Consider the following 12,826-nt stretch of genomic DNA (forward strand, 5'->3'; position numbering starts at 1 on the left):
CGTGCCGTGACGAAGACGCTCGTGACGAAGACGTTCATGAGGAACGTCGCCATGAGAAACAGGGAGGCGGTCGCCATGGAGGCGGCACCCATCACCGTAGGACTCGACGGCTCCCCCGAGAGCCTGGCCGCCGCCCACTGGGCGGCCGCCGAAGCGGACCGGCGCGGGGCGGACCTGTGCCTGCTGCACGCCTGGGTCATGTTGGCCCCCGATTCGCCGGGCGGCCTGGCCGGGAACGACCAGAACTACTGGGCCAAGCGCATCGTGCACGCCGCCGAAAGGGAGATCCACCAGCGCTACCCCGGACTTCCCGTCGTCGAGGAGCTGGTCGCGGAGGAACCGGTCACCGCGCTGCTGCGCGCCTCGGAGGACTCGTCCGTGGTCGTGCTCGGCTCGCGCGGGCTGGGGGCGATCGGGGGCTTCTTCCTCGGTGACGTCAGCCTGCGGGTCGCCGGGACGGCCGGGCGGCCGGTGGTCCTGGTACGCGCCGGCGAGCGGGCGGCCTCGCCGCGGAACACAGGCGTCGTGGCCGCCGTCAGCCTCCACGGGTCCAGCCGGAACCTGCTGGAATTCGCCTTCGGCAGCGCCTCCGAGCGCGGTGTGCCCCTCACCGTTCTGCACGGGCTCAGCCTGCCGGTCCAGGCATACGCCCCCTGGGGCATCGACCCCGACATGGGCACGGCGGTCTCCCAGGACGCCGAACGAGAACTGCGCGAGACGCTGCGCCCGTGGCGCGACAAGTACCCGGACGTACAAGTGACCGGGACCGTCCGGCTGGAGAGCCCCGCGCAAGCGGTCGTACGGGCAGCGGAAGGCGCCGATCTGCTGGTGATCGGCCGGCGCGGGCACCGGCACCGCTCGCCTCGCCTCGGCCCCGTCGCCCACGCCTGCGCCCACCACGCCGCCTGCCCCGTGGCACTGGTCCCGCAGAGTTGAGCGCGGCCGGCCCGGGTCCGGTCGGCACCCGTCAGGGCTGGTCGGCCTCTCCTTCCCCGGCCGCCGCCGACGGAGCATGGGAGCAGAGAGCCCCGCAGCGGAGCCGGCCGAGGCCCGCGCGACGGAGACGGAGGCGACACCATGACGGCCAAGACCCGGATGCCGACCATGACGGGGCGGCTCGGTGCTCTGTCGGACGAGCACCGCGGCACACTCATGGCACTGGCACACGAGGTGTCCTTCCCCGGGCAGGCCCGGATCTTCGAGGAACACCGCGAGGCCGACCGGTTCTGGATCCTCCGCAGTGGCGGGGTCGCCCTGGACCTGCATGTGCCCGGCCGGCGCTCGGCGGTCGTCGAGACCCTGGGGGAGGGCGCGCTGCTCGGCTGGTCGTGGATGTTCCCGCCCCGCTGCTGGCACATGGGCGCCGAGGCCGTCGGCCCCGTGCGGGCCTGGGAGTTCGACGCGCGGGCCGTACGGCGGCTGTGCGCCGCGGAACCACAGTTCGGCTACACCTTCACGCTGGCCTGCGCCGAGGTGATCGGCCACCGCCTGGAGCGGGCCCGCACCCGCTTGCTCGACCTGTACGGACCCTACGGCAGCGGCGTCCGATGACGCCTGGACCGCCGGCGCACCCCGGCACCTCGGCGAAGGAGCACGAGATGAAGGACACCCCGCACACGGTCAGTGACGTGATGACGCAGACGGTCGTGGCCGTCAGCCGTGGCGCCGCCTTCAAGGAGATCGCGAAGACGCTCGCGCAGTGGCACGTCAGCGCCGTACCGGTACTGGAGGGCGAAGGCCGCGTCATCGGAGTGGTTTCCGAGGCCGACCTGCTGTCCAAGCAGGAGTACAAGGACCGCGACCCCTCCCGCGTCGAGCAGCTGCGCCACTTGGACGAACTCGTCAAAGCGGGAGCCGCGACGGCCGGGGAGCTGATGAGCACCCCCGCCGTGACCGTGCACGGAAGCGCGACGCTCGCCGAGGCCGCTCGCGTGATGGCCCACAAGGGCGTCAAGCAGCTGCCCGTCGTCGACGAGCAGGGCATGCTGGCCGGCATCGTCAGCCGCGGCGACCTGCTCAAGGTCTACCTCCGCGACGACGAGGACATCGCCCGGGAAGTGCGCGAGGAGGTCGTCGCGCACTTCTTCCGCAACACCGAACCCACGGTCGGGATCTCGGTGGTGGAGGGCGTCGTCGTGCTCTCCGGCAGGCTTCCCGACGCGGCGATGGTGCCGCTCGTGGCACGGCTCGTACGGGCTGTGGAAGGCGTCGTGAACGTCGACCTGCGGCTCGACACGCCCCCCGCCAGGTTCAGGATCCCCGAACCGCCCGTCGTCGGACCGCAGTTCTGACGGAGGGTGCCGCACGGCGGGGCCGGGCCCGATGGAGCGGACGAGGAGGCGGACATGCACGGAACGCTGGTTGTCGGAGTGGACGGCTCCCCGGCGTCGCTCGCCGCCCTGCGCTGGTCGGCGGAACTGGCAGGGCGACTGGACCTGAAGGTCGAGGTGGTGCACGCCTGGATACCGGTGGCGCGGTTCCACGCGCCGTACGCGCGCGGCGCGCACCGGCCCACCGCCGAGGAGGAGCGGCGGCGGGCGGGCCGGCTGCTCGACGAGAGCGTGGCCGGCCTGCTGGCGCTCCAGCCTGATGCCGACGTCCGGGCGGTCCTGGTGGAGGGGCCCGCCGTCCCGGCCCTGCTCCACTGCGCGGAGCACGCCGCGGCCCTCGCCCTGGGCCGCGGGCCGCGACGGGGGCCGGGGCAGCCCGCGTTGGGGCCGGTCGCGCGCGAGTGCGCACGCGCGGCGCGCTGCCCCGTGATCACCGTGCCGGAACCGACGACGACGGAAACGGCCGCCGGGACCGGGCGCGGAGCCGGCTGCCGGTGAGTCACTGCTGTCGCGCGGGCCGAGGAGGGCACGTCGGCGGGCATCGTCGCCCGCGGCGACATGCTGAGCGACTTCCGGTGCCCGGACCCGGACATCCGCGCCGAAACGACCGACGAGGTCTTCGTCAACACACCGTGGCCCGACCGCACATGACGACTCGGCTACCGCCGGGACCACGCCCACAGCAGCCGACGGAACAAGCCCCGCCCGGAAGCTCCCGGGGACCGGCTCCGCGAACTCCGACACCCGCCCGGCGCCCCGGCCACAAGGGGCGGTCCTGGGTTCGGGTGGACACTCTCCACTCGGACCCAGGACCGCCGTGGGATCGCGACCCGTGGGTGTGGACTCACCGGAGGGTCGTCACCGGCTCGTGGCTTCGTGTATGTCGGAGATCCGCAGGGTGGCCAGGTCCGACTGCACCTCCAGGCGGGTGCGGGTGGAGTGCCCATGGGCATCGCAGGTGAGCACGACGTGGGTCCAGGTGTGGCCCATGCCGCTGTCGCCGTACGTGACGGTCCAGGACGACGGTGTCCCCTCCGTGCGCAGCACGCCGTCGCCGCCGTGCTCCTTCTCCCAGAGTTCCAGCCGGGTTCGCAGGTCAGCCGTGAGGTAGTGCTCCCGCAGACTGTCGGACAGGCGGCCGCGCCCCTGGTCGTGGAGGACGTCGGAGTACGCCCCGAAGAAGTCCGCGACCCGGTCGACCGCGGACGCGGGGCTGCCACCGCGCGAGGGAGCCGGTTCCGCGGTCGCCGGGTGGCCGGGAGCGGAGACGGCCAGGAGCAGGGCCGGCAGCGCGACGGCCAGCGCCGCGTGGCGTGGGATTCGGATGGCGGACATGGCGGTCTTCCCTTCTTCGGGGCTGTCGGACTGTGCACAGTGCACTCCCGTGGGGCGGTCCCGGACAGTGCCCGAGCGGCCCGTACAGCGGGGCCGTCCGGCCCCTCGGGCAGGGGCTCCGGCAGGTGCGTCGTCCAGGACGCCGTGTCCGGTCCGCTCGTCCCCTTCGGCCTCGGCGGCACCGCCACCGAGCCCCTCTCGGTTCAGTCCTGCCGGCGTCCCGACATGGCGGGTTCCTTCACCGCCCACTCCGCTTCCCACTGGGCGTACCGCCTGCGGTTCGCGAGCAGGGCGAAGCAGTGCCGGACGCCCCAGGCGAGGAACGGCACCACGGCGCCGGTGAGCAGGGCGGTCAGCCAGGCGGAGGACGTGGCCCGCGCGGCCGTTCGTGGCTCCTTCGTCGTCGCGGAAGCGCCCTTGACCCACACCCGCACCCTGGCGTTCGCGGGACGGCCGACGCCGGCCAGTACTGTCGCTGTCCGGACCGTGCCGTCGGCCTCGGTCCAGCGGACGGGCGTATCGACCCGGCCGATCTCCAGAGCGTCAGCCGTCCCCCGGACCAGGCGGGCCTCGACGGCATGCGTGCCCTTGGCCGCGTCCACGGCCCGCATCTGCGCGTGGTAGGTGAGCGTGCCCGCCTCGAAGGCGGCGGCTGGCGTGACGACGAGTGCCCCGGCCATGAGACACCGGCCGACCCACTTCTGGACCCGGTCCGACGTGCGCATGAGGGGATTGACGGCGCGAGACCGTTGCGTGCGAGGCGTGAACCGGATCCCGGGGTCCGGATCCGGAGGCACGTACGTGGCCATGGCCCTGCCCTTCTGCCCGACCGGCTGTGCGGCGGTGGTGCGCCGTCGCACACCACCATGCGCCCGGATGCTGACCCTCCGTCATGGGCCGGCCTTCCCCGCGGCCTGCCGTCCGGCCCCAAGTGCCCTGGTCCTGTCGAAGGCCGTCGGGGACCGCATGGCCCTTTCACCCCGCGCCGCCCGGATCGCCGCACTGCTGTTCCTCCCGGCCGAACGGGATCGCGGACAGCGGTACTTCCAGCGCTATGGCGCGCACGTCATGGGCCTTCTCGTGCACCGCGTACGGGAGATGTGGGCGTGGCACACCGACGACAACTCCTGGTCCTGAGGGCTCCGTCATCGGTGCGGCATGGGTATGCCCGCAGCGCGGAGCTTGGCCTCGGTGAGTGCGGTCAGCCGGGCCGCGACCGGCGCCTGGTCCTCCCGGTGATTGTTGATCAGCTTGTACTGGGCCGAAGCCCTGGACCACGCCCGCAGGCTGGCGGCATCCCCCCGCAGCGCGGGGTTGGCGAGGTAGCGGTCGGCCATGGCGGTCGCGAGTTCCTCGATCCTCGGGTCGTCCGGTTCCCAGGTCTCCGCCTCCTGGCCACGCCTGGCCAGGTCGACGTACTCGGGGTCGTCGAGCCCGTGCTCGAGCTGGGCCAGGAAGCCGTCGAACCCTTGAGGCACCAGCGCCCGGGTGAGCACCAGGGCCTCGCGTTGCGCGGCCACGTAGTCGGGGCTGAAGCCGAGGCCGGGCATCCGGTCCAGAATCGCGCAGGCGCGGTCGGGGAGCAGGGCCCGGTCGCCGTCGGCGAGCCGGTGGAGCATGTCGCGGCGGGCGACCAGCTCGTCGATGCGTTCGGTGAGTTGCCGCTCCACGTCGGTGAGCGCGGCGCCGAACCGCGTGGCGTCGGCGTCGAGCATGGGTCCGATCCCGGACAGCGGCACGCCTGCGGCGGCTAGCGTCCGTACCTGCACCAGCCGCAGCAGCTCGCCGGATCCATAGCGCCGGTAGCCGGAGCTGTCGCGCTCCGGCTCCGCGACCAGGCCGAGCTTGTGGTAGTGCCGCACCGTCTTCACCGTGACGCCGACGAACGCCGCCGCCTGCCCGATCGTGACTCCGTTTCTCATCGGCTCAGCTTGCCGCAGAACACCTCGTCGACCAAACGCTGTTGGGCCGCCCCGAATGCCGGTGCTATCGCCAGACCGGCGTCGTCCACCCAGGTCAGCCCCGCGGTCAGGGTCCTGACGCCGTCGGGTGTGCCGTACATCAGCGCCGCCGAGCCCATGGTGGCGCCGTTGTGGTGGAAGACGGTGCCGCTGTCCGTTTCCTGGACGAAGATGCCCAGGCCGTAGCCGACCGTCGCCTCCGGCGTGCGCATCTCGGCCAGCATGTCGGCCGGCAGGAGCCTGCCGCCCATCAGCGCGGAGAAGTACGTGTGCAGATCCTTGGTGGTCGAGATCATGTCACCGCCGGCCCCGACCCAGGACGGGTTCTGGCGGGTGACATCGATCGTCCGCTCCTGCCCGGCGTCCTCGTAGCGGTAGTAGCCGTGGTTGTGCGGCTCGGGGATCTCCGGCGAGGTGCCGGGCGCCACGGTGCCCGTCATCCCCAGCGGCCCCAGGATCAGCCGCCGCAGCTCCTCGGCGAACGAACGGCCGGTGACCTTCTCGATCACCATCCGGGCCAGCACGTAGTTGGTGTTGGCGTAGCTCCAGCCCGTACCCGGCGCGAACCGCGCGGGCTTGGACAGCGACAGCCGGACCAGCTCTTCGGGCTGGTAGGTCTTGAACCGGTTCTCCACCCACTCCTTGCCCTGCCAGGGGACGCCCAGCACGATCGTGCCGTCCTCGTAGAGCTCGCCGGTGTGGTTGAAGATCCCGCTGGTGTGCTGCAGCAGCATCCGCACCGTGCTCCGCCGGTCGAGCCCGAATCCCGGCAGGTAGTCATCGGCCGGGGTGTCCAGGCCGATCCTGCCCTCGGCCACCAGCATGAGCGCCACTGTCGCGACGAAGTTCTTGGTGGTGCTGCCGGTGCGGAAGTGCCCGTCGGTCAGCGGCTTGGCGCTCTGCCCCAGCTCGCGCACGCCGGCGCTGCCGACCCATTCGCCCTGCTCGTCGTTCACCCGGAGCTGTACCCCGATGAAACCGGACTCGACGAGCTCCTCGATCGCCTCTCGCAACTTCGGGCGGTCCTGTCCCTGGCCGGAAACCGTGATGGACATGGTGGTTGGCTCCTTCGCATCGTTGTGCCCAGGTCGGCGTCGTGCCGATGCGATGAGCCTCCACCCTGACCCAAGGTCAACCTCAACAGTGATCCGGCCCACAGTGCCTTGCCCGGGGGTCGGCCTGGCGGCGCCGACCGAGCGCGGTGCGCGGCCAGGACCGCGTCACACGTGGGGAAAACGTGTGGAAAAGGGGTCTCACGGCTGGGGTGCGCAGAAGGCGACCGGGCTGTGCAGGCCGGAGCGGTTGAGGGCGCGGATGCCGAAGAAGACGTTGTCCTTGGACAGGTTGACGGTGTGCCGGGTCGTGTTCCCGGCCGGGATGACGTGGGTCCACTCCGGCGCGGTGCTCTCGCGCCACACCACCTCGTATCCGGCGAGGTCCGGTTCCGGGCCGCGTTCCCACACCAGCTCGGTGGAGTTGCCGAGGGCGGCGGTGCGGATCTTCGCGCCGCGCGGGGTGCCGGGGGCCTGGGCGAGCGACCACAGGGCGGCCGCGTTCACCCGGGCCACCCGGGTGATGAAGCCGAAGTCGCAGAACTCGGGCAGGTCGCCGTACTGCTTGCCGTCCACGACCCGGACGTCCTGGTGCTGGTGCGCGTAGTTCTCGGCGGGCTCGGTGAACCGGGCCGCCGGATAACCCTGTTGGAGGTACGGGATGTGGTCGCCGCTGCGCAGGTAGCGGTCGCGGCGGTACACCATCCGCACGCGCATCCCCGTCGCGTCGTTCTCGGCGGTGTCCCGGACGAAGCGGGCCAGCTGGCGCGAGGGTGAGTCGTTCTCGCCGCCCACCGAGCGCCGCGTCTCGGCCTGCTCAGGCGTCTCCGAGGTGGGCACTCCCTCGGCGAACAGCCGGATGGTGCGCGGGTCGCGCGAACCGTCCTCGGCGGTCGGGCTCCCGACGATGTCGTTGGTGAACATACCCTGTATGTCGGCCTGTCGGCCCCGGTACGTCTGGGCCATGTGCCCGGACCCGTACAGTCCCTGTTCCTCGCCCGCCACCGCCGCGAACACCACGGTCGCGGCCGGCCGCCTGGTCGCGAAGACCCGGGCCAGCTCCAGGGCGACGGCCACCCCGGAGGCGTCGTCGTCGGCGCCGGGCGCGTCGTCGGTGGCGTTCATCGGGTCACTGTTCCGCGAGTCGTAGTGCCCCGAGACCACATAGATCCGGTCAGGCGTGACCGAACCCCGCAGTGTGGCCACGACGTTGGTGATCCTGGTCGCCACCGGGACACGGGGCGCCGGCTGCTGTATGTACGACTGGAGCTCCACGGTCATCCGGCCACCGGATGCCTGTGCGCGGCGGCGCAGCTCGGCGAGGAGCCAGTCGCGGGCCGCGCCGACACCGCGCGCGGGGTCGTCCTGGGCGGACAGGGTGTGCCGGGTGCCGAAGGACGCCAGTTTGCGGACGGTCGCCTCGATGCGGTGCGGGTCGATCTCCCGCAGCAGCGCACGGAGTTCGGGCGGAGGGGGCTGGACGGTGGGCCGGTGGCGGGCGGGCCCTCCCGGCTGCGCCGGTCCGGGCTGTGCGGCCGCCGCCGAGGGCAGCCCGAGGGCCGCCGCACCGACCGTGGCCGCGCCGAGCACCGTACGCCGCGTCGTGCCCCGTCCGCTGTGCTCGCCGTTCCCGTCGTGACCGCTGCGTCTGCCGCCCGCGTCCTCGCCCGGCTGCGTCATGCCGCCATCGTCACGCCCGCCTCAGCATCCCCGCAAGGTCCGGTTTCGGACCGCCAAGGAACAGCGGGCCCTTGGCACCGGAAGGGCCGGCCGCGCCGTGCACGCCGGGCCCCGGCCAGCGCGGTGCGCCTCCCGCCTCGCCATGTCGGAGGACGCTCAGTCGAGGCAGAACTCGTTGCCCTCGATGTCCTGCATCACGATGCACGATTCATTGTCGCCGTCGGCGGACAGCAGGCGTACGCGCACCGCGCCGAGAGCGATCAGCCGTGCGCACTCGGCTTCGAGCGCGGCGAGGCGCTCTTCGCCCACGAGCCCGGTGCCGGCCCGCACGTCGAGATGCAGCCGGTTCTTGACGACTTTCCCTTCGGGAACGCGCTGGAAGTACAGCCGCGGCCCCACGCCGGAGGGATCAGTGCAGGCGAACGCCGCACCCTGCCGCTCAGGCGGCAGCGAGCGATCGAAATCGTCCCACGTGGCAAACCCCTCCGGTGGCGGCGGCACGACGTACCCCAACACCTCGCACCAGAAGCGGGCGACGCGCTCAGGTTCCGCGCAGTCGAAGGTGACCTGGAACTTCTTGACCGGTGACATCGGCGCACCATAGCAGGGGACTCCGCTGCTCATCTCCCGGTACTGACGGGTTCTTCTCCCGCGTCGGTGAGTCTTGATTCGGCATGATGTGGAGCTCTTGCCTGTTCCACCTGTTCGACGGAATCCGGCGTTGCGACCGTTCGCACCGGGGCGCGACATCTGGTACTGGACGGAGCTCGACAACGGCGCGTGGGGCAACGTGCTTCGTATGAAGCCGAGGCGCCGTGCAGTTGAGAATGACCGCTTCCACCGTGCCTGGGCCGGGGCGGCCGCGCAGGGTGCTCACCGAGGTGAACCCGCCGCGCCACACGTGGGTGAGCTCGCCGCCCCCGAGAGGGTGCGGACAGCTCATGGGATGCGGCGAGAACCTGTTGCGGTCGGGCGCGCTCCTCCGGCTGGCGGCGGTGAGCGGTTCCGCCGCCGTCTACGCGCCCACCGGCTCCAGCCCCGCTCCCCGGGACATCGCGCTTGGGTTTTCCGCCGAGACCGCCCACGCGACCGCCGTCGCGCTGTACCCGCTCACCGACATGGTCCGCGACGGCGGCCCGGTGCGGGGTGAGGTCGAATTCGACGTCTACGGACGGAGTCCGCTTCTCTGCGTGAGCTGAGCCCGGGGGGCCGGATGGGGTGAGCCTTCCTCGCCCTGCCGGAGCCGGCCCCTGGCCGTTTCGAAGGCGCCCTTGCGGGCTGGCGTCTAAGAACCGAAGGCAATATGGGGAATTCGCTGTTGTTTTGACGGGTCGTGAGGGGGGCTCGCAGCGGCCGACGCCGGGCGGTCTCCACCCGTCGGCCTCCTCGTCGCCGGGCAGCGGAGACGGGCCGCCTGGTGTCACGAGGCGGTGGGGGGGCACGTATGTGCCGGGAATAGCCCCGTCCGATGGGGTGGTTGAGCACGGCATGAGAGCTGTGGGATTCAAGGAATTCGGCGGGCCCGAGGTGCTGCGCGTTCTGGACCTCCCGGAGCCCGAGGCCGGGCCGGGCGAGGTGCGGATCCGGGTCCACGCGGCGGCGGTCAACCCGACCGACACGCTCCGCCGCAGCGACGCCTCGCGCTACAAGAAGGATGTGCCACCGCCGTACGTGCCGGGCATGGACGCCGCCGGGGTGCTGGACCAGATAGGCGACGGCGTTTCGACCGACCTGCGGATCGGCGAGCGTGTGATGGCCATCGTGGTCCCGGACGGCAGCCACGGCGCTTACGCGGAACGCATCGTCGTCCCGGCCGAATCCGTCGTCAGGGTCCCTGCCGGCGCGAGCGATGCCGAGGCGGCGTCCCTGCCGATGAACGGCCTGACCGTGCGCCTGGCGCTCGATCTGCTCGGCCTCTCCGAGGGCCGGACCGTCGCGATCACCGGCGCGGCCGGCGCGGTCGGCGGCTATGCCATCCAACTGGCCAAGGCCGACGGCCTCCGCGTGATCGCCGACGCGGCGCCACGCGACGAACAACTCGTCAAGGAACTGGGCGCGGACGTCGTGCTGGAGCGCGGGGACGACTTCCCCCAGCGAGTCCGTGCGGCCGTGCCCGACGGCGTCGACGGGCTCATCGACGGCGCGCTCTTCGACCGGCGCGCGCTCCCGGCGGTCCGCGACGCCGGCCGGATCGCGACGCTGCGGAGCTACTCCGAGCCGGGGGAACGCGGCATCACCTTCCACCCGGTCATGGTCACCGACTACGCCCGTCGGCGGGCGGAGCTCGACCGTCTCCGGCAGCAGGTCGAAGACGGCCTGCTGACCCTGCGCGTCGCCCGGACCCTGCCCGCGGAGCAAGCCGCCGAGGCCCACCGCCTCCTGGAAGCGGGCGGCGTCCGGGGGCGGCTGATCCTTCGGTTCTGACCGTGGTGAGCGCGCGGACGCGGCCCGAGACCCCGTCGTGCGAAGGTCAGGCTCCTGGCCGGACCGGGCCGATCGCGGTGCCCGCGTCCACGGTGAGCGGGCCGTAGGCGGAGGATTCGCCGGGGATCAACCCGTCGGGGGCCTTGAGCGTGAAGGTCACCTCGTCGGCGCGAGCCCCGGCGGTGCGGTGGGGAACCTGGATGTCGAAGTGCACCGGGTGGCCGGGGCCGAAGGTCACCGCCATGTGCTGCGGGCCGTATCGGCTGGCGGTGACGCCTTCCGGAGAACCGTGGTGGTAGAACCGCACATCGGTCGGTGATCCCGCCAGCCTGCACGGCTCGTACCCGGGCGCCGCGGTCAGGGTGACGCGGTAGTGGCGATGGCCCGAGGTCGCGGGGCCTGTGGTGATCTTGGCGATGTGGTTCGCCGGGCGGCACGACGAGGGCGCCGTGCCGCCGTGGGGCGACGACGCGGAAGCCTGCGCCGGCCCTCCTCCCAGCGCGGTCGCCAGCACGGCGACGGCAGCGGTGGTGGCGGCCTTCCCAGCGGTCGTACGCATCATGAACTCTCCCTTGTCGCTCACCGGTTCACGGTCACCTCCACTCCTCCCCGCACCGGCCTGCCGCATGCCACGAGACCGTCATGCGAATGCCCCGTTCTTCCTTCTCCTCACGCTGGTTCGAGCGGCGTCGGCCGGTTGGGCGCTGATGCCGTCGGCGAGGCGGCGCGCGATCGGCCCCTACTCCGGGCGGGGGAGGGCGAGGGCGAACCGGGCGATGAGGCGGGCGGTGGGGCGCCCCGCCGGGACGCGTCGGGTCCGTGCTGTGCGCGGCAGGGCCTCGGGCGGCTCGCCGAGCGGGCGCCAGGGAGCGGCCGCCCGCCCCGGATCCGGCCGTGCCGGGCTCCGGGGCGGTGACGACGCGCGCGCCGTGGGTCAGCAGAGTGCGGAGGCACGCCGGACCGAGGCCGGGACCGGGGTGGGCCGACTGACCGAAGTGACACCGGAGGGCACCGCGCCGGTACTACCATCAAGCGTCGGAAATCCGGTTGGGCTCAGATCGGGGGTCGGATGCCAGTGATGAGACGCCTGTTTCGAGCACTGCCCCTGCTGGGCATCACCGCCGCCCTCTCACTGTCCGCCCTGCCCGCCCACGCCCAGGGCGGTCAGGCCCGGGTGGTGGCCGAGCGGCGGATCACCGCACGTCAGCTCGATCTGACCGTCGCTTCCCCCGCGCTCGGCCGCTCCGTCAAGGTCCGGCTGCTCACCCCCGACGGCTGGACGCCCCGGCCGCACCGCGCTTGGCCCACGCTGTGGCTGCTGCACGGTTGCTGCGACGACTACACCAGCTGGATCGCGAACACCGACATGGCGAGCATCCCGGCGCTGCGCCGGGTACTGGTGGTGATGCCGGAAGCGGGCGCGGCCGGCTTCTACAGCGACTGGTGGAACCACGGAGCCGGCGGCGCGCCACGCTGGGAGACCTTCCACCTCACCGAGCTGCGGCGGCTTCTGGAGCGCTCCTACGGTGCCGGGCAGGACCGGGCGGTCGCCGGACTGTCGATGGGCGGTTTCGGAGCGCTGTCCTACGCCGCCCGGCACGCGGGCATGTTCCGCGGCGTCGCCTCCTACAGCGGGGTCGCCGATCCGCTCTATCAGCAGGGCGGTCCGGCCAACGTGCTGGCCATCGCGCGCGGCCAGGGCGCCGATCCGTACGCGTTGTGGGGTGACCCGCTGGCCGACCGGAGGATCTGGGCGGAGCACGATCCGTACGTGCTCGCCGGGGCGCTGCGGCGGCTGCCGGTCTTCCTGTCCTGCGGGGACGGCACCGCGGGCCCGTTCGACCCGCCGGGCGAGACCAGCTCGTACGAGACCCTCTTCCTGGCCGAGAGCCGCCATGTGGCCGACCGGCTGCACGCGCTCGGCGACCACCGCCTGGTCACCGACTTCTACGGCCACGGCACGCACAGCTGGCCGTACTGGCAGCGTGAGCTGCACCGTTCGCTGCCGCTGTTGCTCGGTGCGATGGGTGTGCGGAGCTGAGGC

15 protein-coding genes are annotated in these 12,826 nt (G+C 72.4%); 8 read left to right on the plus strand and 7 right to left on the minus strand.

Annotation, left to right across the window (positions count from 1 at the left end; genetic code table 11):
- Positions 1–51: 51 nt before the first annotated feature.
- The 4 genes from ACH427_RS15620 (at position 52) to ACH427_RS15635 (ending at position 2,828) form a co-directional block, all read left to right on the plus strand.
- Entirely contained in the window at positions 52–936 is an 885-nt protein-coding gene (locus ACH427_RS15620) for a universal stress protein (RefSeq protein WP_398869991.1), read from the plus strand.
- 141 nt (positions 937–1,077) lie between these two features.
- On the plus strand, positions 1,078–1,551 hold the full coding sequence (locus ACH427_RS15625) for a cyclic nucleotide-binding domain-containing protein (RefSeq protein WP_398869992.1): 474 nt from the start codon (positions 1,078–1,080) through the stop codon (positions 1,549–1,551).
- A 47-nt stretch (positions 1,552–1,598) separates the two neighbouring features.
- The gene (locus ACH427_RS15630; protein ID WP_398869993.1) at positions 1,599–2,291 is read left to right on the plus strand and encodes a CBS domain-containing protein; all 693 of its coding nucleotides are present in this window, start codon (positions 1,599–1,601) and stop codon (positions 2,289–2,291) included.
- A 54-nt stretch (positions 2,292–2,345) separates the two neighbouring features.
- Positions 2,346–2,828, plus strand: coding sequence for a universal stress protein (locus ACH427_RS15635; RefSeq protein WP_398869994.1), 483 nt, complete (start codon positions 2,346–2,348; stop codon positions 2,826–2,828).
- A gap of 360 nt (positions 2,829–3,188) precedes the next feature.
- Here the strand turns inward: ACH427_RS15635 and ACH427_RS15640 are convergent, their stop codons facing one another.
- Positions 3,189–3,665 (minus strand): hypothetical protein, encoded by a 477-nt coding sequence (locus ACH427_RS15640; protein WP_398869995.1) that lies wholly within the window; start codon positions 3,663–3,665, stop codon positions 3,189–3,191.
- Positions 3,666–3,868: 203 nt separating this feature from the next.
- Positions 3,869–4,390 carry a hypothetical protein gene (locus ACH427_RS15645; protein WP_398869996.1) on the minus strand — a complete coding sequence of 174 codons (522 nt, stop codon included), beginning with the start codon at positions 4,388–4,390 and terminating at the stop codon, positions 3,869–3,871.
- Positions 4,391–4,631: 241 nt separating this feature from the next.
- On the opposite strand from ACH427_RS15645, the gene ACH427_RS15650 reads away from it, so the two are divergent.
- The gene (locus tag ACH427_RS15650) at positions 4,632–4,802 is read left to right on the plus strand and encodes a hypothetical protein (protein WP_398869997.1); all 171 of its coding nucleotides are present in this window, start codon (positions 4,632–4,634) and stop codon (positions 4,800–4,802) included.
- An 8-nt stretch (positions 4,803–4,810) separates the two neighbouring features.
- Here ACH427_RS15650 and ACH427_RS15655 read toward each other — a convergent pair whose 3' ends face one another.
- From ACH427_RS15655 to ACH427_RS15670, 4 genes are all read right to left on the minus strand, one after another.
- The gene (locus ACH427_RS15655; protein WP_398869998.1) at positions 4,811–5,587 is read right to left on the minus strand and encodes a MerR family transcriptional regulator; all 777 of its coding nucleotides are present in this window, start codon (positions 5,585–5,587) and stop codon (positions 4,811–4,813) included.
- Positions 5,584–6,681 (minus strand): serine hydrolase domain-containing protein, encoded by a 1,098-nt coding sequence (locus tag ACH427_RS15660; RefSeq protein WP_398869999.1) that lies wholly within the window; start codon positions 6,679–6,681, stop codon positions 5,584–5,586. Before ACH427_RS15660 ends, ACH427_RS15655 begins: the two co-directional genes overlap by 4 nt.
- Positions 6,682–6,879: 198 nt before the next feature.
- A complete protein-coding gene (locus ACH427_RS15665; protein ID WP_398870000.1) occupies positions 6,880–8,358 on the minus strand; it encodes a M20/M25/M40 family metallo-hydrolase in 1,479 nt (492 codons plus the stop codon).
- A gap of 156 nt (positions 8,359–8,514) precedes the next feature.
- A complete protein-coding gene (locus ACH427_RS15670; protein WP_398870001.1) occupies positions 8,515–8,949 on the minus strand; it encodes a VOC family protein in 435 nt (144 codons plus the stop codon).
- Positions 8,950–9,299: 350 nt separating this feature from the next.
- Between ACH427_RS15670 and ACH427_RS15675 the strand changes: the two genes are divergently transcribed.
- Both ACH427_RS15675 and ACH427_RS15680 read left to right on the plus strand, forming a co-directional pair.
- On the plus strand, positions 9,300–9,557 hold the full coding sequence (locus ACH427_RS15675; RefSeq protein WP_398870002.1) for a hypothetical protein: 258 nt from the start codon (positions 9,300–9,302) through the stop codon (positions 9,555–9,557).
- Positions 9,558–9,846: 289 nt separating this feature from the next.
- The gene (locus ACH427_RS15680; protein WP_398870003.1) at positions 9,847–10,782 is read left to right on the plus strand and encodes an NADP-dependent oxidoreductase; all 936 of its coding nucleotides are present in this window, start codon (positions 9,847–9,849) and stop codon (positions 10,780–10,782) included.
- A 46-nt stretch (positions 10,783–10,828) separates the two neighbouring features.
- Here ACH427_RS15680 and ACH427_RS15685 read toward each other — a convergent pair whose 3' ends face one another.
- The gene (locus tag ACH427_RS15685) at positions 10,829–11,344 is read right to left on the minus strand and encodes a DUF4232 domain-containing protein (RefSeq protein WP_398870106.1); all 516 of its coding nucleotides are present in this window, start codon (positions 11,342–11,344) and stop codon (positions 10,829–10,831) included.
- 507 nt (positions 11,345–11,851) lie between these two features.
- Between ACH427_RS15685 and ACH427_RS15690 the strand changes: the two genes are divergently transcribed.
- A complete protein-coding gene (locus ACH427_RS15690; RefSeq protein ID WP_398870004.1) occupies positions 11,852–12,823 on the plus strand; it encodes an alpha/beta hydrolase in 972 nt (323 codons plus the stop codon).
- Positions 12,824–12,826: the final 3 nt, after the last annotated feature.

Source organism: Streptomyces sp. NPDC020379 (assembly GCF_044387105.1).
In the GTDB taxonomy this organism is placed as follows: domain Bacteria; phylum Actinomycetota; class Actinomycetes; order Streptomycetales; family Streptomycetaceae; genus Streptomyces.

Bases quoted from the DNA above. Each gene is read 5' to 3' on its own strand.
- ACH427_RS15620 (WP_398869991.1), top strand. From the start codon at position 52: ATGAGAAACAGGGAGGCGGTCGCCATGGAGGCGGCACCCATCACCGTA.
- ACH427_RS15625 (WP_398869992.1), top strand. From the start codon at position 1,078: ATGACGGCCAAGACCCGGATGCCGACCATGACGGGGCGGCTCGGTGCT.
- ACH427_RS15630 (WP_398869993.1), top strand. From the start codon at position 1,599: ATGAAGGACACCCCGCACACGGTCAGTGACGTGATGACGCAGACGGTC.
- ACH427_RS15635 (WP_398869994.1), top strand. From the start codon at position 2,346: ATGCACGGAACGCTGGTTGTCGGAGTGGACGGCTCCCCGGCGTCGCTC.
- ACH427_RS15640 (WP_398869995.1), bottom strand. From the start codon at position 3,665: ATGTCCGCCATCCGAATCCCACGCCACGCGGCGCTGGCCGTCGCGCTG.
- ACH427_RS15645 (WP_398869996.1), bottom strand. From the start codon at position 4,390: ATGCGCACGTCGGACCGGGTCCAGAAGTGGGTCGGCCGGTGTCTCATG.
- ACH427_RS15650 (WP_398869997.1), top strand. From the start codon at position 4,632: ATGGCCCTTTCACCCCGCGCCGCCCGGATCGCCGCACTGCTGTTCCTC.
- ACH427_RS15655 (WP_398869998.1), bottom strand. From the start codon at position 5,587: ATGAGAAACGGAGTCACGATCGGGCAGGCGGCGGCGTTCGTCGGCGTC.
- ACH427_RS15660 (WP_398869999.1), bottom strand. From the start codon at position 6,681: ATGTCCATCACGGTTTCCGGCCAGGGACAGGACCGCCCGAAGTTGCGA.
- ACH427_RS15665 (WP_398870000.1), bottom strand. From the start codon at position 8,358: ATGACGCAGCCGGGCGAGGACGCGGGCGGCAGACGCAGCGGTCACGAC.
- ACH427_RS15670 (WP_398870001.1), bottom strand. From the start codon at position 8,949: ATGTCACCGGTCAAGAAGTTCCAGGTCACCTTCGACTGCGCGGAACCT.
- ACH427_RS15675 (WP_398870002.1), top strand. From the start codon at position 9,300: ATGGGATGCGGCGAGAACCTGTTGCGGTCGGGCGCGCTCCTCCGGCTG.
- ACH427_RS15680 (WP_398870003.1), top strand. From the start codon at position 9,847: ATGAGAGCTGTGGGATTCAAGGAATTCGGCGGGCCCGAGGTGCTGCGC.
- ACH427_RS15685 (WP_398870106.1), bottom strand. From the start codon at position 11,344: ATGATGCGTACGACCGCTGGGAAGGCCGCCACCACCGCTGCCGTCGCC.
- ACH427_RS15690 (WP_398870004.1), top strand. From the start codon at position 11,852: ATGCCAGTGATGAGACGCCTGTTTCGAGCACTGCCCCTGCTGGGCATC.